The 26659-nt window shown below is 49.3% G+C and carries 20 protein-coding genes and 1 pseudogene; 14 read left to right on the top strand and 7 right to left on the bottom strand.

Going from position 1 to position 26659, the window contains the following annotated elements; all coding sequences use genetic code 11:
• Positions 1-71: 71 nt before the first annotated feature.
• The 4 genes and pseudogenes from queG to folE all read left to right on the top strand — a co-directional run.
• Positions 72-1250 (top strand): annotated as a pseudogene (queG, locus tag ABD014_RS00245) (tRNA epoxyqueuosine(34) reductase QueG); the annotation flags it as partial.
• A 120-nt stretch (positions 1251-1370) separates the two neighbouring features.
• The gene (locus ABD014_RS00240; protein WP_343855848.1) at positions 1371-2408 is read left to right on the top strand and encodes an HD-GYP domain-containing protein; all 1038 of its coding nucleotides are present in this window, start codon (positions 1371-1373) and stop codon (positions 2406-2408) included.
• Positions 2409-2506: 98 nt separating this feature from the next.
• Entirely contained in the window at positions 2507-2737 is a 231-nt protein-coding gene (locus ABD014_RS00235) for a YneF family protein (RefSeq protein WP_343855846.1), read from the top strand.
• Between the two features lie 226 nt (positions 2738-2963).
• Positions 2964-3557: a GTP cyclohydrolase I FolE gene (gene folE / locus ABD014_RS00230; protein WP_068779709.1), complete on the top strand. Its 594-nt coding sequence runs from the start codon at positions 2964-2966 to the stop codon at positions 3555-3557.
• 180 nt (positions 3558-3737) lie between these two features.
• On the opposite strand, the gene ABD014_RS00225 is transcribed toward folE, so the two are convergent.
• Together ABD014_RS00225 and ABD014_RS00220 are read right to left on the bottom strand one after the other, a co-directional pair.
• The gene (locus ABD014_RS00225) at positions 3738-5108 is read right to left on the bottom strand and encodes a Fe-Mn family superoxide dismutase (protein WP_343855836.1); all 1371 of its coding nucleotides are present in this window, start codon (positions 5106-5108) and stop codon (positions 3738-3740) included.
• Between the two features lie 134 nt (positions 5109-5242).
• Complete coding sequence (locus ABD014_RS00220; RefSeq protein ID WP_343855834.1) at positions 5243-6250, bottom strand: alpha/beta hydrolase; 1008 nt, start codon at positions 6248-6250, stop codon at positions 5243-5245.
• A gap of 309 nt (positions 6251-6559) precedes the next feature.
• Here ABD014_RS00220 and ABD014_RS00215 point away from each other — a divergent pair, with 309 nt between their 5' ends.
• Positions 6560-7309, top strand: a complete 750-nt coding sequence (locus tag ABD014_RS00215; RefSeq protein WP_343855832.1) for an IclR family transcriptional regulator — start codon at positions 6560-6562, stop codon at positions 7307-7309.
• A gap of 116 nt (positions 7310-7425) precedes the next feature.
• On the opposite strand, the gene ABD014_RS00210 is transcribed toward ABD014_RS00215, so the two are convergent.
• The 4 genes from ABD014_RS00210 to acnA form a co-directional block, all read right to left on the bottom strand.
• Positions 7426-9036, bottom strand: a complete 1611-nt coding sequence (locus ABD014_RS00210) for an alpha/beta hydrolase family protein (protein WP_343855828.1) — start codon at positions 9034-9036, stop codon at positions 7426-7428.
• A gap of 31 nt (positions 9037-9067) precedes the next feature.
• Entirely contained in the window at positions 9068-10162 is a 1095-nt protein-coding gene (locus tag ABD014_RS00205; RefSeq protein WP_343855826.1) for a DUF1648 domain-containing protein, read from the bottom strand.
• Between the two features lies 1 nt (position 10163).
• Positions 10164-10562, bottom strand: coding sequence for a GntR family transcriptional regulator (locus tag ABD014_RS00200; RefSeq protein ID WP_343855823.1), 399 nt, complete (start codon positions 10560-10562; stop codon positions 10164-10166).
• 156 nt (positions 10563-10718) lie between these two features.
• Positions 10719-13436 (bottom strand): aconitate hydratase AcnA, encoded by a 2718-nt coding sequence (gene acnA / locus ABD014_RS00195; protein ID WP_343855820.1) that lies wholly within the window; start codon positions 13434-13436, stop codon positions 10719-10721.
• A 241-nt stretch (positions 13437-13677) separates the two neighbouring features.
• Here acnA and ABD014_RS00190 point away from each other — a divergent pair, with 241 nt between their 5' ends.
• From ABD014_RS00190 to ABD014_RS00170, 5 genes are all read left to right on the top strand, one after another.
• Positions 13678-14682 (top strand): amidase domain-containing protein, encoded by a 1005-nt coding sequence (locus tag ABD014_RS00190; RefSeq protein ID WP_343855815.1) that lies wholly within the window; start codon positions 13678-13680, stop codon positions 14680-14682.
• A gap of 57 nt (positions 14683-14739) precedes the next feature.
• Positions 14740-15837, top strand: coding sequence for a D-alanine--D-alanine ligase (locus ABD014_RS00185; protein WP_343855811.1), 1098 nt, complete (start codon positions 14740-14742; stop codon positions 15835-15837).
• A gap of 54 nt (positions 15838-15891) precedes the next feature.
• The gene (locus ABD014_RS00180; RefSeq protein WP_343855808.1) at positions 15892-16209 is read left to right on the top strand and encodes a hypothetical protein; all 318 of its coding nucleotides are present in this window, start codon (positions 15892-15894) and stop codon (positions 16207-16209) included.
• A 370-nt stretch (positions 16210-16579) separates the two neighbouring features.
• Positions 16580-17482 carry an inositol monophosphatase family protein gene (locus ABD014_RS00175; RefSeq protein WP_343855804.1) on the top strand — a complete coding sequence of 301 codons (903 nt, stop codon included), beginning with the start codon at positions 16580-16582 and terminating at the stop codon, positions 17480-17482.
• 51 nt (positions 17483-17533) lie between these two features.
• On the top strand, positions 17534-17785 hold the full coding sequence (locus ABD014_RS00170) for a hypothetical protein (protein WP_343855799.1): 252 nt from the start codon (positions 17534-17536) through the stop codon (positions 17783-17785).
• Between the two features lie 85 nt (positions 17786-17870).
• On the opposite strand, the gene ABD014_RS00165 is transcribed toward ABD014_RS00170, so the two are convergent.
• The gene (locus tag ABD014_RS00165; protein WP_343855792.1) at positions 17871-18647 is read right to left on the bottom strand and encodes a methyltransferase domain-containing protein; all 777 of its coding nucleotides are present in this window, start codon (positions 18645-18647) and stop codon (positions 17871-17873) included.
• A gap of 237 nt (positions 18648-18884) precedes the next feature.
• Here ABD014_RS00165 and ABD014_RS00160 point away from each other — a divergent pair, with 237 nt between their 5' ends.
• The 4 genes from ABD014_RS00160 to ABD014_RS00145 all read left to right on the top strand — a co-directional run bounded on the left by ABD014_RS00160 (position 18885) and on the right by ABD014_RS00145 (position 26639).
• Positions 18885-21182, top strand: coding sequence for a glycoside hydrolase family 65 protein (locus tag ABD014_RS00160; RefSeq protein WP_343855785.1), 2298 nt, complete (start codon positions 18885-18887; stop codon positions 21180-21182).
• 3 nt (positions 21183-21185) lie between these two features.
• Positions 21186-23516: a glycoside hydrolase family 65 protein gene (locus ABD014_RS00155; RefSeq protein ID WP_343855781.1), complete on the top strand. Its 2331-nt coding sequence runs from the start codon at positions 21186-21188 to the stop codon at positions 23514-23516.
• A gap of 75 nt (positions 23517-23591) precedes the next feature.
• Positions 23592-24227, top strand: a complete 636-nt coding sequence (gene pgmB / locus ABD014_RS00150) for a beta-phosphoglucomutase (RefSeq protein WP_343855778.1) — start codon at positions 23592-23594, stop codon at positions 24225-24227.
• A gap of 603 nt (positions 24228-24830) precedes the next feature.
• Complete coding sequence (locus ABD014_RS00145) at positions 24831-26639, top strand: sensor histidine kinase (protein ID WP_343855776.1); 1809 nt, start codon at positions 24831-24833, stop codon at positions 26637-26639.
• Positions 26640-26659 lie beyond the last annotated feature (20 nt).

The following is a 26659-nucleotide window of genomic DNA, read 5'->3' as shown; positions in this document are numbered from 1 at the left end:
GGCTTAGATTTTCTGGCCCGTGAAGCGATCAAACGCTTATCTTAATGAACAGACATCGAGGAGGGACAAGCATGGAGCTGAAGACAAGTGCCAATATAACAGATAGAGCGGTATGGGACAAGCTGAAGCGAGAAATCATCGAAGCTGCTCCATCGCTTGGAATTGATGATATCGGGTTTGCTACCGCGGACCCGTTTTTGTCGTTGAAGTCGGTTCTGCTTGACCGTCGAGCCAAAGGCTATGAATCGGGCTTCGAGGAGCCTGATATTGATAAAAGGGTCTACCCCGAGCTGACGCTGGAACAGCCAGCTTCTCTGATCTCCATTGCGGTGGCTTACCCGTCCAAGCTGGACAATCCGCCGAAGTCGGAGCCAGGACAGCGTAGAGGTATTCTTGCCCGGTCGGCCTGGGGGGAAGATTATCATTTGGTGCTGCGCAAAGCGATGGCCAAGCTAGAGGAATTCATTCGTGAGCGCGTGCCGGATGCCCGTCTGGAGAGCATGGTCGATACAGGTGCTCTGGTAGACCGCGCTGTTGCTGAGCGAGCAGGGATCGGGTTCAAGGCGAAAAATTGTGCGATTATCTCGCCCAAATGGGGATCATGGGTATATTTAGGTGAGATGATTACGAATATTCCTTTTGCGCCGGATACGCCAGTAACAGAGGATTGCGGTGAGTGTACAAAATGCATTGACGCTTGTCCAACTGGAGCGTTGGTCGGTCCCGGGGTGCTAAATGCCCAACGATGTATTTCTTTTCTGACGCAGACCAAAGGGTTCCTCGAAGAGGAGTTTATGGTGAAGATCGGCAATCGCTTGTATGGCTGCGATACTTGTCAGATCGTCTGTCCGAAGAATAGGGGTAAGTCGTGGAACCATCGGCCAGAGCTGCAGCCTGATCCGGAGACAGTGAAGCCGCTGCTGCTGCCGATTCTCGATCTGAGCAACCGGGAGTTCAAGGAGCGATTCGGAAGCAGTGCAGCCGCATGGCGCGGCAAGAAGCCGATTCAGAGGAATGCACTGATCGGGCTTGGCAATTTCAAGGATCGCACTGCGGTACCGAAGATTGTAGAGGTAATGCTCAATGATCCGCGCCCTGTCATACGGGGGACAGCGGCTTGGGCTTTGAGCCGCATAGGTGGCCAGGAAGCACTGGAAGGTGTGCGGCGGGCGCTTGCTGTTGAACAGGATGAGGAAGTCATCCAGCGGCTTCATCGTGCCGAGCAGAAGTTGCAGGAGGCGGAGGAAGCTAATCTCAATTGATTTGTGCTTAAAGTCGGCGGGTCGTTGACCGATATTTCTTTATGAGGGTTAAGTAAATAAAGGATATAGTCAAAAGACAATATGGGACGGCTACCGAGGGGGATAATCATGAGATTTATAAGTGTTGAGGACATTGAGCCCGGACAGATACTAGGAAGAACCGTATATTCCGCGAATGGGACAGTATTGCTGTCGGAGGATATTCAGCTTACGGTTTTTATGATCAATACTTTGAAACGGGTTGGTGTCACTATGCTATACATCAAGGATCCCGGATTCGAGGATATTGAAATAGAAGATGTACTCAGTGAGCCAACGAAGCAGGCTGTGTTCAGGGATATGAGCGAGACGATGGAAGCGATTCGATCCGGTAAGGACTGGAGCCCACGCAAGATAGGTGTCGCTGTGGATTCACTTCTGACAGATGTTCTTAACAATAAAGAGGTGATGATCCAGCTTACCGATATTCGCACTAATGATAATGCTGGTTATATGCATGGGGTTAATGTCGCTTTGCTGTCAACCATGATCGGTCTGAATTTAGGCCTGAATTACTCACAATTGAAGGATCTAGCTATTGGTGCGCTGCTTCACGATATTGGGAAATCTGTACCTTTGCCGGAAGGGGCAGATGTGGAGAGTATGAAGAATCATCATACCTGGCGTGGATTTGAGATATTGAAGAACAAGCGTGAATTTAATCTGATGATTGCCCATACGGCACTGCAGCATCATGAGCGCCTGAATGGTAGCGGACTGCCGCGCGGTCTGGATGAAAGCCATATTCATCTGTATCCGAAAATTGTAGCTGTCGCTAATATGTACGATAATCTGATCGCTGGTGGCGAAGGGAGCGGAGGTCGTCCGCTGCTCCCCCATGAGGCTTGTGAACGACTGATGGCTTGCTCTGAGCAAGAGTTGGATCATGATGCGCTTGTGGAATTCACGAGGATTGTGTCCGTCTATCCTAACGGTTCATCGGTACGGCTGTCCACGAAGGAGATCGGCGTCGTTGTTCGTCAGCATCGAGGTCTGCCGGGCAGGCCGGTCATTCGCATCGTTCACGGAACGAGTGAAGCGATGGAAGTGAAGGAAGTGGACCTTGCTACAGAGACTACCACTTTTATTGAAGCGGTTTTGGCTTGAATACTGCAGTGGCGGAATGCTATTATATGTTGAGTAACTCTAGCTATGCATGAGGTACATGATGAAAATTGAAGATTGGGTACGGGGGGAGTCCAGGAGTGAATATTGTAATTCCTATTGTTACTTTAATCGTTGGTTTGATCGGTGGCTTTGCGATCGGTGTCTTCTATCTGAAGAACCAGCTTTCGAAGATGCAGAATGATCCGCAAATGCTGCAAAAGATGGCCAAGCAGATGGGCTACAATCTGAATAACAAGCAGATGCAGCGCGCACAGCAAATGATGAAGAATCAGCCGCCGGCTGTAACTGGGAAGAAGAAAAAGAAGTAGAACTAACGGCCTTTGGCCTAGCAATACAATGACGCAGTAACTCAGCAGCAACTCAACTACTCAGGATCTCTACGGGTCATTAAAGACGCAATTTTGTATTTTTACTGGACCCGTAGGATCGGGGTAGGCTAGAAGCCATTTTCATCTAGACTAGCTAGAGCTAACAAGGGCTAAGTCAATGCGCATTAAGCATTTAGTAGATTGGATTGAAAGGAGGAGGCGCTAAATGTCAGGATTAAAGGATTATGTAAATGCACATGTTGGTGAGAATCGGGAAAAGGTTGAATACCATGTTCGCGAAATTTTGAAGCTGATTGGTGAAGATGTTGAGCGGGAAGGGCTCATCGAGACACCGGCCCGCGTGGCCCGAATGTATGAGGAGATCTTTGCCGGGTATGAGATTGATCCTCGCGATGTACTGGGAGTAACCTTCGAAGAGGATCATGAGGAACTGGTCATCGTCAAAGATATCGTATATTTCAGTCAATGTGAGCACCACATGGCGCCTTTCTTCGGCAAGGCACATATAGGTTATATTCCAAGTGGAAGAATTGCTGGACTTAGCAAGTTAGCCCGGCTGGTGGAAGCGGTGACCCGTAGACTGCAGGTTCAGGAGCGGATTACTTCGCAAATCGCCGACATCTTGGAAGAAGTACTTGAACCGCAAGGTGTGATCGTTGTCGTCGAGGGCGAGCATATGTGTATGTGTGCCCGCGGTGTGAAGAAGCCAGGCAGCAAGACAATCACTTCGGCGGTAAGAGGTACCTTCCGTACCGATGCTGCTTCTAGAGCAGAATTTTTATCTCTAATTAAAGAATAATAGATTTTGGTAATCAATCCTTCAGTATATCCGTCCGACAGCGAATGAACGCTGCTGGTATGGTATGCTGAAGGATTTTTTGTGTTTTGAGAAGCCTATAGACCAAACGTCATGGATTTCGTAAGGAGAGCGCGTAGGATCGGGGTTCGAATAATCTATAGCGATGGAAAAAAGCAGCCGCTAGAAGGGTTGCCATTTCAATTTCTTCGCTTGCTCGAACCGCTTAGCGACCGCTGGCCAGTAGACGACATTCCACCAATCCTCGATATATTTGCCACGCTCATTCTGGTGTTTTAGATAATAGGCATGCTCCCATACGTCCAGAGGAAGCAACGGGATGATATCCCATTGGGACAAATTCTGATGCTTTTCAGCCGTAAGTATCTCCAATCTATGGCTGCGCGGGCTCCAGACGAGAATCGCCCAGCCGCCGCCCTCCACCTTCTCGGCTGCCTTTGAGAAATGATTCTTGAAGGCATCATAGCTGCCAAAATCACGCTTGATATATTCTAACAGCTCTCCTTCTGGTCTGCCGCCGCCTTTTGGATTCATAATATCCCAGAAGATCGTATGCAGATAATGGCCGGCACCATTGAAGGCGAGTTCCCTTTCCCAATGCTTTACTAGATCGAAATTGCCTGATTTTCGTGCATCCTGTAATTTTTTCTCGGCTGTATTCAGACCGTCTACATAGGATTTATGATGGATATCGTGGTGGATGCGCATTGTCTTCTCATCGATATAAGGTTCCAGAGCATTATAAGCGTAAGGTAGTGGTGGTAACGTATGTTTGCCGATTGGGACGGGATGGTCTCTATCGCTTGGCGGATCAGCGGGATTAGTCGGATGTGCTTGATTAGGCGAGTATATTGGGTTAGCTGAATTCACCAGATTGCCACCACTTTGTTCTTTGCGGATATCAGATGAGACGGCAGCTTCGGATACGCTAGCAGTAACATCGTTGTTTTCCTTATCGTCAAAGTTAGGGTTATTTTCTGGAGAAATAGAGATGTCCGCTTGTAGATTTTCCTCATTAGGGTGAATTTCAGGTCTGGGACCAGCCATATACTCTGCTGTGGAATAGGGATCGTTGGGAGATTTATTGTACATCATATGAGCTGGATGGTGTGGAGCATTTATGCTTTGGGCCTTCAGCAGGTAATGTTCCGATTCTTGGATGACGTGCCGTAGTAAGGCCTGTGCATGTGGGTTGGACTGTACAGCAGCACTGTGATCGAGAATATAGTGTAGTTGCCTGATGAACTCATTGGATTGGCGGCAGGAGACATCCAGCAACTTCTCGACCTCTTTCATGAAATGGGGGTCTGAGGCAGCATTGGTATTGCTCAAAGCATGATGCAATAGACGGCTTGCTTCCTCCTCCGTCCCGCGGAATACACGGTTCCATTCGTCAAGTAGTTTGACGTATTCCGGTTCCAGCCTGGGAATAGCCGCTTTAATTAATTGCGTGTGCCTGGCTTCCTGGCGCTTCCAGCAGTAGATCTCTTCCAGAATACGCACAGGCAGATAGGGGCCATAAACGAATAGCATTCATTAACCTCCTCGGTCGTATGTCATTATATTTAGTTTATTACCGAGGCAGGTTGGCCTATTCTATAAAATCCTATGGATTGAACATAGAGTAGTAGTTCAAAGAGCCGAAAAGCAGCATTCTTGGACACGCACTAAGGGCTGCTGGAGCCCTTAGTGGCTTCAACACGACCAAGAAAGCTTGAGACAAGACGCAAATACTCCTTCGGATGCTCGCGGAAAATCAACTCGTGATGAGAATCTTTGACGATCCATACATCAGAGATCGGGTTCGTCTGGTTCTCGGCCAATTGTTCAGCGATCGGGTAAGGAGCCTTATCGTCTTTGGTACCGTGTACGAACAGAATTGGGAACGGATAGTCCTCCGTCTTGACCGCTTGATACGGAATTTGCCGCAGACTTGTACCATTCAGCACGGGCAGCAACAGCCCGATAATCTCCAGAGAAGGATGGCGCGGTAAATCGATATGCTGCCGAATGTTATGATACATCGTATCTGGCTCAAGCAGGAAAGTGCTGTCCAGTATCATGGCATCGATATCCTTGCTATAAAGTGCAGCTTGCAGCGCTGTACCGGCTCCCATGGAGAAGCCCCAGACGATGAGCTCATCGCCTCCATGCTGCTTGGCATATTGGATCGCTCCTAACAGCTGCTGAGCTTCTTTTTTGCCACCGGTCGCAACTTCTTTGCTGCCCCCGGCGGCAAATCCATAATCGAACATAAGGACATTAAAATTCAGACGATGGGCATAGTGGGCGAGATCGTACATCGGAATCCAACTCTCCTCCCGATTCGCGCCATAGCCATGACTGAACACAATTGTCTTACGTGAAGAATCCGCAGGTATATACCAGCCTTGCATCATCCGGCTGCCATCCGCAGCGGGGAAGGAGATATTATAGTAATCCAGATTTTTGGCGAGCTTCGGGTTGGAGTATAGAGGGGCCACTGTCGGATTGGACAACACCCAAGCGATGAACCCGTGCAGAGCAACAAAGCAGAAGATTAGGAAGAAGATAATGGACAGTAACAGAGCGACGATAATATTCTTAAGACTAATCCGTTTCGATTTATGCACGGAAGAGTCGGGGCCGATCCAATCAGGCTGCAGAGGAAGATCGTTGCGATTCGATAATTTCATGGATGCTCCTCCTCATCTAAGAATAAATTTTTAATTATTATATGTCTGGTTGCAAGAAAACGCTTTCTGCGCAAATCTAATTCTCTTAAAGTTGTAATTCTATCGAAATTCCATGCTGACGTCAAAGATCGTGTCGAAAAAAGATGATTTATGAAAAAAACTATGAAAATATCGTACGGCTACCTATTCAGATTGTCAATGCGTGAGGGGTAATTTATAGCCTTATCATTGACGAAAATGATGGTTTTCTCATATAATTTATGTAACTGAGTTTCATATAGTGAAACGTAAGGAGAGGATGATTCCGGTATGGAAGATCGGAAATTAACAGTACGCGCCGTAGAACGGGCGCTTGACATATTGATGTGCTTCACGAAGAAGGATGACCTTGGGTTAACAGAAATTGCCGCGGAGATTGACCTGCATAAGAGCACGGTGCACCGCTTGCTGAATACCCTTGAGGAGAAGGGGTTCGTAGTCCGCAATGCGTCTACCGAGAAATACAGATTAGGCCTGAAAATTTGGGAGCTGTCCGCACATCTGTCGCATAATGATGATCCGGCGGTTCTGCTTCTTCCACAAATGGAGCAGCTCCGGGATCGCCTTGGTGAGACGGTAAGCTTATACCTGCGGGACGGTACGGACCGTTTGCGGATTCAAGCGGTACAGAGCAATCAGGCTATTCGCAGGGTTGCTCCGGTTGGCGCAAGACTACCGCTGTTCGTTGGCGCTTCCAGCAAGGTTCTGGTAGCCTATGCAGATGATACTGTTGTTCAGGCTGTCTTGGGCAGCCCTGATTGGCCCACCTCCGTGGACCGTGATGCGTATGTACAGCAGTTGCAGGAGATTCGTGAGCAGGGCTATGCTATCAGCTATGAGGAACGTGAGCCCGGGGCTTCAGCGGTCGCAGCTCCGATCTTTGATCGGAACGGCAAAATTGCCGCAGCGCTCTCCTTATCCGGTCCAGTCAGCCGCCTGAACCCTCAGAATTTGCATGAATATGGTCCAATATTGATCGAGGCGGCCAGAGAGATGGGGATGATGATTCATCTCGGTTAAACTTGATCCCTCTCGGTGCTGAAAGTCTAAACTTAGTAAACACGCACTAACATAACAAATCGCGAGTCTCTGGCCAGAATAAGGCCATGCAGACTCGCGATTTTTTTGTAATAAGATTATTTGATTTCTTTAATCCAGGTGGCGATATCGTCGACGATGTTCTTTGATACATTGTCTGGTTGGGTATATTCGGCTCCAATTGAGAGGCCTTGGTATGTGGTCAATAGATGATTCACATTCGGATAAGATTTGAACTTCACATCTTTGCGGTCCTTCAAGGCGGTCTTCCAGTCCTCGAATTGCTTCATCGGTACCTGCCAGTCATTCTCTCCTTGTAGAATCAGCATCGGGGTGCTCTGGCTCTTGGCGAGCTCAGCCGGTACATAGTTCTTCTGCTCGAACCACCAGTACGCAGGCTGCAATGGGAACTGCTCCGGCATATGATCCACTGTATACTGCGGATCATTTATGATGTTGGCAAGCGCGATATATTGAGCGGCCTGCTGCTCATATGGAGCAGCATCGATTCCCAGCTGCTTGACGCGCTGAACGAGCTCCTGTTGTTGTTCAGCCAGCACATCGGCAAACTTGCCGCTTGGTCCGGAGATGACCACGGTTCCCGCTACATTATGGCCTTTGTCCTCAGCGACCAGCAGAGGGATCGCGTACCCGCCTTGGCTATGGCCGGCGACGAAAATCCGCGAACTATCGATGCTTGCATTACCCTTGAGCAATTGTACCGCAGCTAATGCATCGTCAACGCTCTCTTGCTTTATCGTAAATTTTGGATTTGAGGCTACCTTGAAAGTATGCTCATAGGTCACCTTGTCATAGCGCAGTACGGCGATACCTTGTGAAGCAAGACCTGCGGCAAGATCACGGAACAGCTTCGTTCCGCCTATGGATGAATCGCGATCATGCGGCCCGGAACCTTGGACGAGCACAACGGCAGGGAAGGGGCCATCCCCTTTAGGTAAGGTGAGTGTCCCTGGCAATGCCAGGCTGCCTTGACCGACGGTCACCTCTTGCTCGGTGTAGCTGTCTGCTTTGTCATAGGATGGCTTCTTGTACCCGGAGTCATTTGAGGCAGTCGTTACGTTCAGGTCGTCCACTTGCCCTGAGAGGTTCATGCGGACGGTGATTTCGAGAGGAACTATCTCTGATTCGACCCCGTAAGTTACATTTCGGTGTACAGTGTTGACCTTCTCTGTCTTGCTGCCAGTCAGTTTCATCTTACCGTAGACGGTCTCGTAATTGCTCCACAACACCTTTAACAGATTCTCCTGCAGCGCGGCAGCAGAGGATGGGCTGACATATTTGGCGGATTCGGCACCATCTCCAGCTTCCAGACCTTGGATGAACAGGTCCGCTGGATCGGTGGATTGTTGCGAATTCTGAAATAGCTCATTTATGAATTTGGCATCAATTAGAGCGTGTCCTGACACGATGGTGATGGGGTGTTCCAGAACTACCTGCTTGCCATTGACAATGGCCTGTTTTTTTCCCGTTTCCAGCTTGATTACAGTGTTGCCCTTAGTAATGATAATTGTGCGGGTCTGTTGATCCCATTTGACGTCTGCTCCATATTCGAGTGCTGATTCTCTTAGTGGTGTAAGTGCTGTCGAGCTGCTGAATGAAGGGGCGGCGGAAGCGCCCATAGGCAGCATAAGACTCAGAGCAATCGTGGCTGCAGTGGCAGCATAGAGCGGTGTTCTCTTCTTTGACATACAATTTCCTCCTTAAGAATAAAGGTATATATTATCTCGCGAAAACATAGGTTAACGCGATGAAACCAACGATACCTAACAGTACCAGCCAGCATAGCGGATGGCCGAAATTCAGCGTCCAGCCGATTCCTATTCTTTTCTCCATAAATAGGGCTGGATCCTGGGGGTTGAAATAGAACATGCCCAGCTTCCAGTGCCTATCGTTATTCACCGGCGCGAGCTTGGAGCCCGCTGCTGGACGCCCGATTTTGCTCCCGCCTTGACCTGTCTTGAAGGAGATCAGGAAGGCGAACAGAACGACGAAGATCGGGGTGAGCAAGCTGATAAGCATCAGGCTGTTCACATTGATCTGGCCTAGCATGTTAAGTTGAATCATCGAGAATAGGAGCAGCAGGGCGAAGCTTGACAGCACCGTAAATAGCGACCAGCTGCGGCGGAACACGATATTCTGGCGGAGTGACCGCTGCGGATCATCCGCTTGAATCTGCTGTTTACTGCTGCGGATACTCCAATTGATAAAAATGAATAGCAGGGTCATAAAGGTCTGAATAATCGTCGGGTAGAGAACTGAGCGATACGATTTGACCGCACTGCGAGTTACATTTCCCATGAAATCGAACTTCATGGGAATCAGGTTGGGTATCTGCTCATAGCGGTTCAATACAGCGATGAGTCCAGCAAGAATAATAACTGCATGAATCAAGAACCACTTATTGGAGAGAACCAGTTTGCCTTGGCGGAAGCCCGTGTCCACGGCCAGCACCGAAGGAGATGGGGTGGAGGGAAGCGAAGGAAGCAGTTTCCTCATTCTAAAATAATAGATCACGTTCATGGCTGTTGAGATCAGTATAACCATGACGATATAAGCGCCAATGACTCCGTTCTGCTGTACGGGAGTACTGCGGAGCAGCTGGATAATACAGAGGATGAACAAGACGGCATATAAAATACCGCTGTACATACTATAGGACTTGCGCATACGGCGCAGCGTCTCGCTGCGATAATTGTCCTCACTGACGGTTACGCCGAAGCTTATCGTCTCCCTCGTCAAATATGGCATAGCGGTTAAGGAAATCATCATCGGCAGAAATATAAGGGCAATCAAAAGGGAGGATATTGTACTCATATTAATCATTCTCCTTGTCAGTCTGCGTTATTTCCTGGTATATTCGTTCAACTTCCAATAGCAACCGCTCCCGGCTCATTCCGCGGCAGATCGCTTCTGCTGCGATAGGCTTAAGCTCTCCTTGCATTTTGTTCCGGTAGTTCTCCGTAATTCCCGGCATACCTTCTGGGTTAATGACAACACCCTTCTGACGATGCACGAGGATGAAACCGTCTTGCTTGAGCAAGGTATACGCTTTATTGACCGTGTGCAGGTTAATGCCTATATCTGAGGCCAGGCTGCGTACGGAAGGCAGAGGCTCGCCCGGCTTCAACTGGCCGCTGGCAATGCCTTCAATGATCTGATTTACTAACTGAGTGTATATCGGAAGCTCGGATTGCATATCAAGCTGGATAATCACAGTCGTCACCTTCTTTGTTCTAACTGTTATACTTACAATATAACAGATAACGTAAATTAATGTAAACTATAAAAAAACCTCCCATCCACCCTGAATTCTAGATTCAGGTGAATGGGAGGTCTTCTTATTTACGAAGACTGTATAATTCCAATCGAATTAGTTCGCCGCGCTGATCATTTGGCGGAGTACAGTTTGTAGAATACCGCCGTTGTGGTAGTAGTCTACATCGACCATGCTGTCGAGACGGGCAATGACGGTAAATTCGAAGTTGCTGCCGTCTTGGCGCGTCCCGACAACCTTCAATTCTTGCCCTGGCTTGACATCATTGCTTAGGCCGAGAATATCGAAGGTCTCCGTGCCATCGATGTTCAGGATCTTCCAGCTCGTTCCTTCCTGGAACTGCAGTGGAAGGACACCCATGCCAACGAGGTTGCTGCGGTGGATTCGTTCGAAGCTCTCCGCGATAACAGCCTTCACGCCCAGCAGGTAAGTTCCTTTGGCTGCCCAGTCACGTGAGCTGCCTGTTCCGTATTCCTTGCCAGCGAGCACGACCAGGTTCTTACCTTCGCCTTGATATTTCATTGCCGCATCATAGATAGACATCACTTCGTCGGTTGGCAAGTACTTCGTTACGCCGCCTTCTGTGCCAGGGGCTACCTGGTTACGGATACGGATGTTAGCGAAGGTACCGCGCATCATGATCTCATGGTTGCCGCGACGCGAACCGTAGGAGTTGAAGTCCTTGCGGGCCACTCCGCGCTCGTTCAAGTAATGCCCGGCAGGGCTTGAAGGCGAGATGTTGCCGGCTGGCGAGATATGGTCGGTTGTAACCGAATCGCCGAGCAGAGCCAGCACGCTCGCACTATGGATATCAGCGATATCCTGCATGCCGTCGCCAATCTTCTCGAAGAACGGTGGATTCTGAATGTAGGTTGATTTCTCATCCCATTCATAGAGCTCGCCCTGAGGGACAGCAATCGAATTCCAGCGTTCATTTTGCGTAAAGACATGCTCATATTTGCTGCGGAACATCTCTGGACTAATCGAAGAAGCGATGGCTTCCTTGATCTCCAGCGAAGTTGGCCAGATATCTTTCAGATAAACCGGTTCACCTTGTTGATCATAGCCGAGCGGATCATTCTGGAGGTCGATGTTCACCGTTCCAGCGATTGCATAGGCAACGACGAGCGGAGGCGAAGCGAGATAGTTCGCTTTGACCTGCGCGTGAACCCGTCCTTCGAAGTTACGGTTGCCGGACAATACAGCAGCAACTGTCAGGTCGTTATCGGCAATCGCGCTGCCGACTTCCTCTGGAAGTGGTCCGGAGTTGCCGATACAGGTAGCACAGCCATAACCTGCTACGTAGAAGCCGAGCTTCTCCAACGGCTCAATTAGACCGGACTTCTGTAAATATTCAGTGACGACGAGCGAGCCTGGAGTCAAGCTGCTCTTCACATATCCTGGCTTGGTGAGGCCGCGTTCTACGGCCTTCTTAGCAAGCAGACCGGCTCCTAGCATTACGCTAGGGTTGGATGTGTTCGTACAGCTTGTAATTGCTGCGATAACTACTGCACCTGGAGCGAGCTCGCTTGTGCTTCCATCAGGATGAGTGACCGGAACACGCTGTGCGATCTTCTCATCGCTCAAGCCGTAGCCGCCTTTATCAATAGGAGTACGGATAATATCATTGAATTTGTTCTTCATCTCAGTGAGCTCAATCCGGTCTTGCGGACGCTTAGGCCCAGCCAAGCTTGGTACGACTGTAGCGAGGTCCAGCTCAATCAGATCCGAGAACTCTGGATCAGCAGTCTCATTAGTACGGAACATGCCCTGAGCTTTGTAGTAGGCTTCAACGAGTGCGATTTGCTCTTCGCTGCGGCCTGTACTGCGCATGTAAGCAAGCGTCTCTTTGTCAACCGGGAAGTAACCGATCGTTGCACCGTATTCCGGTGCCATGTTGGCTACGGTTGCGCGGTCAGCGAGGCTGATGTTAGTCAAGCCAGGTCCGTAGAACTCAACGAACTTGCCGACAACGCCCTTTTTGCGCAGCATTTCTGTGACCGTCAAGGCCAGGTCAGTTGCTGTCGCGCCTTCGCTCAAGCTACCGGTCAATTTGAAGCCGATAACTTCAGGCGCTACAAAATAAAGCGGTTGTCCAAGCATGCCGGCTTCTGCCTCAATACCGCCAACGCCCCAGCCGACAACACCCAGACCGTTGATCATCGTCGTATGAGAATCCGTTCCGACCAGGGAGTCCGGATATACTACCGTCTCACCATCTACCGTCTTCGTAGCAGCAACAGAGGCAAGGTATTCCAGGTTAACCTGGTGCACAATCCCGGTTGCAGGCGGTACCGCACGGAAGTTGTTGAATGCGGTCTGCGCCCAGCGCAGGAAGCGATAGCGTTCTTCATTCCGTTCGAATTCAATGTTCATGTTATATTCGAGCGCTTCAGGGGAACCGAAGGCATCAACCATGACAGAGTGGTCGATAACGAGATCGACGGGAACGAGCGGATTGATCTGCTTCGGATCACCGCCAGCTTTCTTCACGGTATCGCGCATAGCCGCCAGATCGACGACAACCGGTACGCCGGTGAAGTCCTGCAGCACGATTCTTGCCGGGATAAATGGGATCTCTTTGTTCTCATCGCGGCCCTCGGCCCAGCCAGCGATTTGCTTCACATGTTCTTCGGTAATAGCTCTGCCGTCATATTGGCGGATAGCCGCCTCCAGCAATACCTTAATCGAGAACGGCAGCTTGGAAATTTGGCCAAGACCTTGCTGTTCCAGCGTCTGCAGGTCATAGTAGCGATAGTTCTTACCACCAACAGACAGTTGACGGGCAGCAGTGAAAAAATCGTTCTTTGACATGAATGTACCTCCTTGTTCCGTTAGGTGAAACACAATTTCAAATTCACTACCTTAAGTATAGCTTCCCCACCGAAGCGAGTAAAGTGTTTTTTGTCCAGTTGCTTCTGCTGTCAGCGTTACCCATTTAGGGGCGATGTCATTAAGCTCGGGTGCATAAACAAGGATACCTCTAGTTAGTACATACTCATTATTACGCGTTCATATAAATAGAATGGGAATGTATTTGAAGGAGGCGAGAACCATGGCGGACGAATGGAGAAGAGTACTGACAAAGTACGTGAATCAACTTAATCAGGATGAGGTGGATTACCGGGTACGCTCGGAGGATTCCGTCGTGACCGATCTGGATTATTTGATCCGCAGCGGGGAACGTAAACATAGGCTGGAGATGTGGTACAGGGAGCGGGGGGCTGCTCCGGTTAGATGTGAGACGAAAGCACGGCTGGTCCGCGAGATTGAGCATCGTGCAGGTGAAATAGAAGTAGAACTGCTGCTGCTGCAGAAGATCTATTATGATAAAGGCGGTGCCAGACATCAGGAGAAGCGGATCGATCAGCAGCGCCTGACTCTCCTGCACGAGGGGGATGGCTGGACGGTGTCCCGCGTATTTCAGCCTGTTCCGGAACGGAGCGCTCCGGTAAATGTTGCCTCCATCTACAATCAGGATTACACGACGAAGGCCGGTCCGTCTCGTCCTTATCTGAATCATCAGATTCTCGGGGCGGGCGGGTCCCAGCGAAGCACAGCTTATCGGCGTGAAGACGCCGTATTGTACGCAGATCGCTGGTGGGATAGCTATAATCCGGAATTTGCCCAATTTGAAGTCGATTGCACCAGTTATATCTCCCAATGTCTCTTTGCAGGCGGAGCCCCAATAAACTATACTGGAAAAAGAGAATCGGGCTGGTGGTACAAAGGATATGTAGGCAAACAGGAAGCGTGGAGCTATAGCTGGGCGGTGGCGAATGCCCTGCAGCTATATTTGACCCATAGCAACTCTCATATGCGTGCAGAGGTCGTTGATCGTCCTGAACTGCTTCAATTAGGAGATGTCATTATCTACGACTGGGACGGGAACGGTGCATATCAGCACAGTACAATCGTAACCGCCTTTGACGCTGGCGGCATGCCGCTTGTGAATGCACATACAACGCCAAGCCAGCATCGCTACTGGGACTATCGGGATTCCTATGCCTGGACCGAGAATACCGTATATCGGTTTTTCCATATAGCGGACCGGTTCTGACATCAGGGAGTTTCAATCGATCAAGACGTGTATTTATATTTAGAAAAGAGGTTACCCATGGGACAGGACAAATTGACTGTAGGGCTGATTTACGGAGGCAAATCTGGAGAACACGAGGTGTCGCTACAGACGGCTCTGGCAGTCATGCAGGCTTTTGATTACGAGAAATATGAATTGCTGCCTTTCTATATTACGAAGCAGGGGGAGTGGAGAGTCGGCAGCAATCAATCCGCTCCTTTTACCGCGTTAGAACAATTGAAGCTGGAATCGGACGCGGGGGATACAAGCGCGGCGATCAATACGCTGTTCAGTAAGCTGGCAACGGGTGAAGCGAAGATTGATGTCGCCTTCCCGCTTCTGCACGGTACCAATGGAGAAGACGGCACGATTCAAGGCTTGTTCGAGATGGCGAACATTCCATATGTAGGAGCAGGCGTATTGGCTTCGGCTGCCGGTATGGACAAAGTGATTATGAAGAAGCTGTTCGCTGATGCGGGAATCGAGCAGTGCGGGTACTGTTATTTCACAGATAGTGAATGGGAGCGCGATAGCTTCATGCAGATTCAGCAGGTTGAGGAGAAGCTGGGGTATCCTTGCTTCATTAAACCGGCTAATCTTGGCTCCAGCGTCGGGATATCGAAGGCGAAGACGAGAGAGGAGCTTATAAGCTCTGTTAAGCTAGCGCTCCGTTATGATACTAAGGTCATCGTAGAGGAATTCATTGAAGCCCGCGAGGTTGAGGTTGGGGTGCTTGGCAACGATATTCCGCTGGCTTCCGTACCAGGAGAAATCGTATCCTCTGGCGAATATTACGATTATCAAGCTAAATATCTCGACGGCAAATCGCAAATGCTGATTCCGGCCCCGCTGGATACCGAGCTGGCTGAACGCATTCGCGATGTGGCGGTCAAAGCCTTTAAGGCAATCGCTTGCAATGGATTGTGCCGGGCTGACTTTTTTATACGCAAGACAGACGGTCGTATCCTGATTAACGAAGTGAACACAATGCCGGGCTTCACGCCATACAGCATGTACCCGCTATTGTGGAGAGAGACAGGACTTTCTTATGAGACGCTGCTTGACCGACTGATCGAGCTGGCAATGGAACGGTTCGCGAAGAGAGAGGATCTGTTCTTTGAGAACGGGATTCATTAATCTGGCAAGACGAGTCAGGAACAGAATGAATTCAGGACGGAAAGGGAGATGAGCATGGGGTTCCAGACAGAATTTAATTCGGTATGTAAATTCAAGAATGAACAGGAGTTGTTCGACCTGTTGGAATATGGTCGCGGCAAAATGCGCAAGGAGGGATTGCGCGTATTCCCGACCGGGCAGAAGGTCATTGCTTATAGCCCGGATAATAAGGCTGTAGCCATAGTGAAGATCACCGCCTGTGTTGCTGAGATTAACTTCAACGGTGAAGAGGTGACCGCAGTCGAGTTGGATCTGGTACGTTCGCTAACGGATGAAGAGTCTGCGATCCAAACTGCGCTTGCTTACGAGATGTTCTTTGGAGAGGCCAAGTAGCCTAGGCCCCTTTCGCTCAGTAGCTTGTCTCGGTCAATTGCGGTTCATTTGCCTAGGGCACATTGAGGGACAAGCTTTTGAGAGGAAGATTACGAAATGGATTTCCTTCAGGTTTATTTTTCCTGACGGCGGGAACTCTGTAAATAGAAGATCTCATTTAGTTGATTCATATTCGTAAGAGGGGTTCGTAATTGGCCGTACTAAGTGGCTGGTTACGGACTTTTTATATAAATGGTGGTATATTAAATACAGATCGATTTGCAGCTATTCAGCCTGATTTTCTAGACAAGTCACTAAAATGATGCAACTTTGCGCCATTCGGGGCGTATATTTTAAAAAAGGTAAAAATTGCAAGATTCATAGAAAAGCTATGCAAGTTGAAAATCAATTAGAAAGTAGTGTGAAACCATTGGAACCTAAGCCTAAAATTCCATACGTAGTAGGAAGCAAGAGTCCAACGGCTGTGGCGATCAACAGTGCCTCCAAAGCGGGAGAATGGATTAAGAGCCGGCTTGGACTAATTAAGGAGATAAATACGAAATGTTCACCACAGGATCTGGTCACCGATGTTGATAAAGGGGCAGAACTGATGATTCGTAAGCTGATCCTGACACATTTTCCGGATCATGCGATCCTTGGGGAAGAAAGTGTTGATCCCGGCGCCGAAGCATCTGCGAATGCATTGACAGAGGCGAAGAAGGAAGCTGAATACTTATGGATCATCGATCCGATCGACGGGACGACGAATTTTGTGCAAGGCTATCCCTTCTTCTGTGTGTCGATTGCCTTGGCCTATCGTGGTGAAGTCATTATAGGCGTAATTTATGACCCGATCCGCGACGAGATGTTCGTTGCCGAGAAAGGCAAGGGAGCATATGTTCATGGCAACCCAACGCGAGTATCTCGAGATGGGAAGCTCGCAGACAGCGTCCTGGCGGTTGGCTTCAACCCGGACCGTGAAGTTGCGCTGCCAGTTAATATGAAAGGGATCGCCGCACTATCGGATCGAACTCGCAGCCTGCGCGCCGCTGGCTCCGCAGCTTTGCATCTTGCCTATGTTGCCGCTGGTCGGCTTAGTGGCTATTATGAGGTTGGTCTGAATGCATGGGATATTGCTGCAGGTGCTCTACTGGTCAAGGAGTCGGGAGGTATCGTTACCGACACGGTAGGTAATCCTTATGATATTGGCGTTCGCCGCCTGGTGGCCACCAATGGCAAAATCCATCAGGAGCTGCTCGATGTGCTGAAGACTGCCGAAGCCACGGGGGTCTAGCGATACATCCTGTGAAGACCGGATTCTGATTCGAAAAGGAGTTCAAATACCATGAGCGATGAGAAAAATTTGGAGCGGGAATTGAATGAACTGTTGACGGAAGGCGAGCCAATTAGCGAGGAGGAGCGCCGCGCAGAAGAACGGCGCCGCTTGTCTCCACGATATGAGGTAAGGATTCAAACACAACTTGACCCGATCGTAGAAGAGACGTTCAAATACCGTAAAATCGCCAAGGAAGTTGATGACCGATACGATAGTTATTTAAGGAAAACGGGACATATGGATAAAGAGAAAAGCGATTAATGAAAATATATACTTGTAAAGATATAACGGATACCGCCATAGACGAATGGGGTATCCGTTTTTCTGTGCCCGAATGCATTCTATATTACGTTTCTTCCTTAATGGCAATAATTCGAAGCCGTTTGTAGTCCCCGTACCAGTCACCGCCAACCAGCAGATCTTGTTCAGCGGATTTAGCGATGAGCTGAATCGCCTGTTCCTTATCAGGCTCGCTTAGGGAATATAGAAATGAATCCTCAGCAAATAAACGGAGCCAGTGCTGCATGCCCATTGCCCCACCCTCCAGCTTGGTAGGCCGGTCGAAGTGCACGGCATAGGTTACTCGTAAACCGTGCTCTTCTAATAAACTGCTGTATTCACCGAGACTTGGAAAATACCAGGGATTGAGCGGTTTGGCATCGATGCCATAGTTCGCGTCAAGTACCTTGGTCATGTGCTGGACGATGATGTCCACATTTCCTTTGCCACCGAATTCGGCAACGAATCTTCCTCCCGCATCTAAGGCACGATAGACGGATTTGACTACATTTTCGGCGTCTTTGACCCAATGCAGTGCGGCATTGGAGAATACGGCTTGAACAGGCCGTTCCACAGAGAAATGGGCTGCATTTTGAACTTCAAACTTCAGGTCTGGATATTTGAGGCGAGCCTGCTGAATCATCGTCTCCGATAAATCAAAACCGCTGACAACGGCTCCTGTCTTGGAAATCTCATAAGAGATATCCCCTGTACCACAGCCAAGGTCAATGATTTCTTCTCCTGTCTGTGCGTTCAGGAGCTCGAGCACATCCTTGCCGTATTCGGATACAAACCTGAATTTCGTATCGTAGAGCTTAGCGTTCCATACCTGTCTTGCCTCCATAACCGAACCTCCTCCATATGAATTGCCTCTATTGTGACATACAAATTCAAATTGGTTAAATATATAAATTCAATCCCACTAATAGGTTTATCCTATTAATCAATGAGATCCAGTTCAAGTCAGTAAGATCACACATAAGCTCATTAGACCTGGACATTCGTACAGAGCGATGTTTTGGCTAATCTGGATGAAGGGCATGCCAGAACAGAATGAATATTCAATAGGGAGAGATCAAATATGCCGAAGATAGCGGATAAATATTTAGTCGTTGATCCATGGAAGATCGTTGAGGTAGGGTTCGATCCAGAGCGAAGCCGGGTGTCGGAATCTATTTTCTCGTTAGGCAATGAATATATGGGGGTTCGCGGCTATGCCGAGGAAGGTTATAGCGGTGACACGTTAATAGGCAGCTATTTCAATGGATTGTTCGAAGAGAGCGAGGTTGGGGCGCACTATAAGGGAATCATTCGCTCATTACGCTTTATGGTCAACGGGGTTGACTGGCTCTATACACGCGTTACGATCGACGATGAGACCTTCGATATGGGAACGAGCAAGTTCTCGGACTTTCGCAGGGAGCTGGACTTCAAGCGGGGAGTATATACACGTCAGCTAATCTGGCATTTGCAGAATGGAAAGAGCGTTCAGTTAGTCTTTGAAAGGCTGATAAGTATGGAGGTGTCGAACCTTGGATGTCAGCGGGTCATGCTGAAGCCGCTCAACTTCGCCGGTACAGCTCAGGTTATCATGGGGCTTGACTTTGCAACGATCCATGAAGATCAGAATACAAGATACTGGGAAAGTGTAAAGAAGGACGGTCAACGCAGAATTAGCGCAATGCTTGGCCGGACAGCGAATACGGGAAATCGGCTGTTCTCAAGCTATCGGCTCGATCTGCCGAAGGGAGCCAAAAGCGCGGCATTAAGTGAAGAAAATTTCATAGGCGATGAGATCATCCTGAAGCTGAATAAGGAAGAAGAGACTGTAGTAGATAAGCTGGTCATCAATTATGCAGATAAGGATCGGGAGCAGAGCGATGATGAAGTCTGGTCCAAGGGCATGAAACTGGCTAAGAAGTACTGCGAGGTGGACTATAAGGCAGCTGCGGAGCAGCAGGAGCAGTATTGGGCGAAGGTATGGAAGCATTCCGACATCGTGATCGAAGGGGATCCTGAGAATCAGCAAGGGATTCGCTTCTGTATTTTCCAATTGTATCAGACCTATCATGGTGACAATCCGGGCTTCAACATCGGGGCGAAAGGGCTGACCGGGGAAGCTTATCGCGGCCTGGCCTTCTGGGATACGGAGTCCTACTGTCTGCCGTTCTATATCTTCAATAACCCAAAGGCAGCGCGCAGCTTGCTGGAGTTCCGGTATAAGACATTGCCGCAAGCACTGGAGAGGGCGAAGGAACTCGACTGTGAAGGGGCGTTCTATCCGATTGCGACGATCGATGGGACGGAGAGCTGTGACCTGTGGCAGCATTCCAATCTACAACTGCATGTAGGTACGGCAGTGGCTTATGGGATTCGTCATTATGTGAATATTACAGGCGACAAGGCATTTTTATATGAAAAAGGTTTGGAGATGCTGATTCAGATCAGCCGTTTCTATGCGACCCGTGGGCAGTGGGGACAGAAGAGCGGCAAATACGGTTATTTCGGGGTTATGGGACCGGATGAGTTCCAGCTTATGGTGAACAACAACTGTTACATCAATTTGATGGCGAAGAAGCTGTTCGAGTATACGCTGCAGACGATTGCTGAGATGGAGCAGGCTGAACTGTCCGCCTTTGTAGCGCTGTCGCATCGCCTGGGGTTGACGATGCAGGAGCAGATGGACTGGAAGAACAAGGCTGACAACATGAAGATTCCTTATGATGACGAGACGGGAATCTACGAGGAGCATGATGGTTTCTTCGATATGCCGCATCTTGATATTCATTCGATTCCGGTGACCGAGTTTCCACTCTATTCGCACTGGTCCTATGACCGGCTCTATCGTTACGACATGATTAAGCAGCCAGATGTGCTTATGTTCATGTTCCTGTACAGTGGGGAGTTCTCAGTCGAGGCGAAACGGGCTAATTACGATTATTACGAGACGAGATGTATCCATGAGTCGTCCTTGTCTCCATCAATTCATTCGATTCTGGCTGCAGAGATTGGCAGACCTGTCGAAGCCTACAAGTTCTTCGAATTCGCAACTCGGCTAGATCTCGATAATTATAACCGTAATACGAGAGAGGGGCTGCATACGACTTCGATTGCCGCAGCGTGGATGAATATTGTTTATGGTTTCGGGGGGATGCGTTCAGATGGGGATAAGCTGATCTTCAATCCGACGATTCCCGAGCGCTGGAGCCAATATTCCTTCCCGATCACTTATCAGGGAACCGAGCTCGCAGTCGATGTGAACCAGCAGCGGGTGAAGATTAGTGTACGCAGCGGCGATCCCGCTTCGATCCATATCTATGGCCAGGACCATATCGTCGGCCCGGCAGGGATTGTGCTGGATCTGAAGAAGGAGGAATGAACGATGAGCTGGATCATTCGAGAAAGCGGCTTCGACAGGGAACGGATAGCTGTTAACGGCAATAAATTTATGACCGGCAACGGTTATATGGGATATCGCGGCACGCTGGAAGAGTTCGCTCATTCGGAGCTGACGGCAACTATTGTAGCCGGTCTGTACGACAAAGTCGGCGATCAATGGCGGGAGCCGATCAACGCGCCGAATGGATTGTCCACCACAGTGATATGTGACGGTGTTACATTAAGCGTGCTCGAGCGTGAGCCGCTTGAGCATGAGCAGGAGCTGGATATACGGCACGGCGTGCATCGTCGCAGGACAGTATATCCGGCTAAGGGCGGCGGAACCGCTACTGTTGAGTCGGAGCGTTTCTGCAGCTTGCAGCGTCTGCACTTGCTCGTCAATCGCGTAACGATTACTTGCAGCACGGCTTGTGAGTTAACTATTACTACCGGGATTGACGGCAGGATATGGGATATTAACGGTCCGCATTTGGAGCGAATGGAAGGTACCGTCCACGAAGGAGCACAGGGAGAAACCTTGTCTTGTACCAGTTGGACACATGAATTGAACATTCCGGTCTCGGTTAGTCATTCCCTTGCGTGCGGATTCGGAGAGCAGCGCACTATTGACTCCGGCGACTTCCTCGGTAAGGAGATCCGCTTACAGGCTGAAGCGGGCAAGAGCTATACCTTCCACAAGTATGTGTCCGTATTTACCGGTTTGGATGAAGCTGCGGATACAATTGCTGCGGCATTCAAGGATAGCCAGGAAGCTGTTGCGTTTGGATACGAGGCGCTGTATGCCGAGCATACGGACTGTTGGGAGCGAAAATGGAAGGAGTCTGATGTTCGCATCGAAGGGGATGACGAGGCTCAGCTCGCCCTTCGCTACAGCCTGTACCAGCTGCATATCATTGCCCCGGTACATTCGGAGAAGCTGTCGATCCCAGCGCGGGGCTTATCAGGACAGGTATACAAAGGCGCAATCTTCTGGGATACGGAGATGTTCATGCTCCCGTTCTTCTTGTATACTCAGCCAGACATCGCCCGAAATCTGATGATGTATCGAGTTCATACGCTGGATGGCGCGCGCAGGAAGGCGGCGGAGTACGGATATGAAGGAGCGTTTTACGCCTGGGAGAGCCAGGAGAACGGGGATGATGCTTGTACCCTGTTCAATGTCAATGATGTGTTCACCGGGCGTCCGATGCGGACTTATTTCCGCGATAAGCAGGTGCACATCAGCGCGGATGTAGCTTACGGCATCTATCAGTATTTCATCTTCACCGCAGATGACAGTATTTTGCTGGACGGTGGCGCGGAGACGGTGCTGGAATGCGCCCGTTTCTTCTACTCCTACGCTTACTATAATTCTTTTAAATCCCGCTATGAGATTCTGGATGTGACTGGGCCGGATGAATATCATGAGCGGGTGAACAACAACGCCTTCACGAATGCGATGGTTAAGCGTTGTTTGCATATTGCGTTAGAGGTTCTCAATTATTTACAGAGTAAATATCCAGACATGGCCGAGTCCCTTACGGTGGACAGCCGAATCAAGCCGGAGCAGCTTTGCGACATGCACGACCGTTTGTATATTCCGCAGCCTGCCGAGGACAGTGAAGTGATCGAGCAGTTCGACCGCTACTTCATGCTTGAGGACGTAACGCTGGGGCAGCTGAAATCACGAGTCCTGAACAAGCATGAATATCTTGGCGGCGGCAACGGACTTGCTACGACGACGCAAATTTTGAAGCAGGCCGACGTTGTCCTGATGCTGCATCTGTTCAAGGATGAGTTCAGCAGGGCGATCAAGCAGTGCAACTGGGAGTATTATGAGCCTCGCACAGAGCATGGATCGAGTTTAAGCTCTTGTATTTATGCGTTAGTAGCTGCAGATATCGGATTATCGGATTGGGCATACCCTTATTTCAAACGCACGGCTACGATCGATTTGACCGGGGATTCCAAGCAGTACGTCGGCGACCTGTATATCGGAGGGACGCATCCTGCGGCGAACGGAGGCGCATGGATGGCCGCGGTGCTCGGTTTTGCGGGACTGAGGTTCGACGGAGAAGTCGTCTCCATTGCCCCATCCTTGCCTGAAGCATGGAGCTCGGTCAGCTTCCCGCTGCGTCTGAGAGGGGCGAGCTTCACTGTTACGATTGAAGTGGATCAGGTGAAGGTAGAGGCTGCGGAAGAGAATCAGGTTTCGATTGAGTTCCGAATTGAGCGACGGCTTGACGAGGGGACAGAGATAACAGATTCGGAAGTTGCAGCTAGTTTAGAGAACGTAATGGCAGCACCGGGCCAGATTCTATCTATTGCCTTGTAGTAGAGGGCTAGAGTAAGTGCCACGAATCAGCAAGGAAGCAATTAACGAGTACTTGATAGAGAGGGAGAGGAAGATATGCTGGATACGATGCGAGGTGCGATCTTTGATATGGACGGAGTGATCGTGGATACTGCAAAATATCATTATTTGGCCTGGCACTCGCTCGCTGAACGGCTCGGATTTGAGTTTACGGAAGCGGATAATGAACGACTCAAAGGGGTAAGCCGGGTAGAATCGCTGAAGATTCTGCTGGAGATCGGCGGTGTAGAGACTAGCGAAGCGGAGCGCCTCAGGATGGCTAAGGAGAAAAATAAGGAGTACGTCGAGTATATTTCACGGCTTGAGCCATCGGAGATTTTGCCGGGCGCCAAGAAGTACCTGCAGCAACTGCGCCAGCAGGGCGTGAAGATCGCGCTCGGCTCGGCCAGCAAGAATGCAGCGTTCATTCTTGATCGACTGGGTATCGCGGAGCTGTTCGACGCGGTGATCGACGGGACGAAGGTGACCAAGGCGAAGCCGGACCCGGAGGTGTTCCTGGAGGCCAGCGCAGCGCTTGGCCTCGCTCCGACCGACTGCGTCGTGTTCGAGGACGCGGCGGCAGGGGTTGAGGCCGGCAAAGCCGCCGGCTGTAGTGTAATCGGCATCGGCAGCCCAGAGGTGCTGTTCGCGGCTGACAGAGTGATCCGGGGGCTGGATGAGCTGGTCGGGTAATGCCCGGTGAATGAAGGCTGATTATTAGATAATATGTGGTGGTTTGTGGTCGACCATCGTCATACGAAGTCAGTGAGGGGCTATCCGATAGTAGTGTTTTACTACTTGAAGGTAGCTTCTTTTTTGTATGCATTCAGGAGTGCGCTCGAACTCTAACCAAAATGGATATCGTTATTTAGGTCCCAAAGTGCTGTTTTAAAATGTAACGAAACTAGGTATCGCTATTATAGGGAATTGACTGTAAAAAGCCTGAATTAATCTCAAATAATGATCTGCAGTTTCGTTAGAATTAATTTAGCAATGTTTTTGAAGAAATAACGATCCGTAGTCTCGTTACAGAAATATGGGTAGGTGGCTGCTAGCTCAGGGGTAGCTCCTGAAATTTTCCATAGCCGCCGATCGTAGGAATAACTATGATGTGCGTAGAAATACACACCATTGATAATTTTTATTCTTGTTACACTTATAGTGTGTGTTCAAAAAGACCGGTTTTTAGCACCGAAACTCATGTTTCCCATGTGCGTTTTCAAAACGCCTCAGTTGAATGAAGGGGTGTGCGGAGGTTTTTGGACTACCGCTTCAAGTGCCAGGGGGGAAAGGCAATTGAGATATAGACTGAATAATCCATTGAATCGAATGAATGTGAAGCAGCAGCTATTCCTGTTATTCCTTATTATCATTATTCCGCTATTCATTCTGAATGCCTACGGCAATTACAAAGCCGATCAAATCTTGAAGCGTCATGTCACCAACGCCTATATCGAGCTGAACAAGCAAAATTTCCGGCTGATCAATCGTGACATTGAAGCAGTGAACAAGGTGACTTCTACTGTATTTCAGAACTCACTGCTACAGCAATTGAATCCGCTTTCTACCGATGAGACGATACTGCAAAGGGTGAAAAATTACGAAAAGCTCGAAAATTTACTGACCACTTATTCGCAAGAGACAGATGAGCGAGAGCCAGTCTATTACTCGCTATATGTGTATGATCCGCAGAACACCTACTTTTTTGCTCCGTTCTATCCAGGGCCGAAAAAATCGGGAGTCTATTTTTTCTCTGACGATGAGAAGCCGGACTGGTTCGACGAGGCTGTCGACAAGAAAGGGAAAGGATATTTAAGGCTGATCGATCATTTGTCGCCTCCTTCTAAGGGCCAAGGCGATCAAAGAACGCTCGCTTATATCCGGGCAATCAACAATATTTATAGAAATGGCACGATTGGGGTATTGGTGGTTACGAATCTGGACGCTCGGGTTCAGGAATCGCTGCAGACCGTATCGCTGCCGGAGGGAGAGCTTTATTTTACAAATTGGAGCAACCGCGTTCTGAGCGCCCAGAGCAATAAACACGAAGATGTGCTGGAGCTTCCGCTGGAGGTTGCGGATATGGGAATGACCAGCGGCGTGAAGGATGTCATTACCAGCGATTATATTTACGTCGTTAATTATAACCATGTATTGCAGCAGAAGCTGGTCTATAAAGTTCCGGTACAAGCGCTTTTGCATCAGCAGAAGGAGATCAAGCAGGTAATCCAGCTGATCTCGATTGTCTTTTTTGCCGGGAGTCTGATCTTCATGCTCTATTTCTGGCGATCCCTAATGATGCCCATTCAGAAGCTGGTTTATTTCGTCAGACGCTATGAACCAGGGAATATCGTTCCGGAGACCCCAAGCAGGGAGAAAAAGGACGAGATTAGCGTACTGATGCATAGCATTTATGATATGGCGCGGCGGTTGAATGCGCTGGTTCATTATAAATACACGATGGATCTGAAGCAGAAGGAATCCCAGCTGCAGATTCTGTATCAGCAGATTAATCCACATCTGCTCTACAATACGCTGGAGAGTATCTATTGGAAGAGTACGATGGAAGGGAATACCGCCTCTGCAGAAATGATCAAAGAGTTGTCCAAGTTGATGAAGATCAGTCTCAGCCAGGGCCGGGAGTTGATTACGCTCGGAGAGGAACTTGAGCATGCTTCTGCCTATATCAAATTACAGCAGCATAGATATGATTATCAGTTCCGAGTCTTGATCGATATTCCCGAGGAGCTTCTGCCGATCTCCATCCCGAAAATAACGCTGCAGCCTTTAATCGAAAACTCCATTATTCACGGTGTGAAGCATATGGGGGAGGACGGAAAGATTGTGATTCGTGCTGCCTCGGATGAAGACAATCTATTTATATTCATAGAAGATAACGGGTACAAGCCAGTAGATTATGAGCTGATTAATCGCCTGCTTGACGAAGAGAATCCGGACCCGACGTTCGGCTATGGAATACGCAACATTCATCAGCGAATCAGATTGCATTTTGGAGCCAATTATGGACTTCAATACTCGAAGCGCGAGGAAGACGGGACTCGGGTTACGCTAAAGCTTCCAAAGTCCGTGCGAGAGCAGCCATAGCATAAGGTGTGTATATTCAA

The sequence above is a fragment of the Paenibacillus motobuensis genome, assembly GCF_039521865.1.
GTDB classification, from domain to species: Bacteria; Bacillota; Bacilli; order Paenibacillales; family Paenibacillaceae; genus Fontibacillus; species Fontibacillus motobuensis.
Note: the sequence above shows the minus strand (reverse complement) of the source record. Positions and strands in the feature narration are given on the sequence as shown.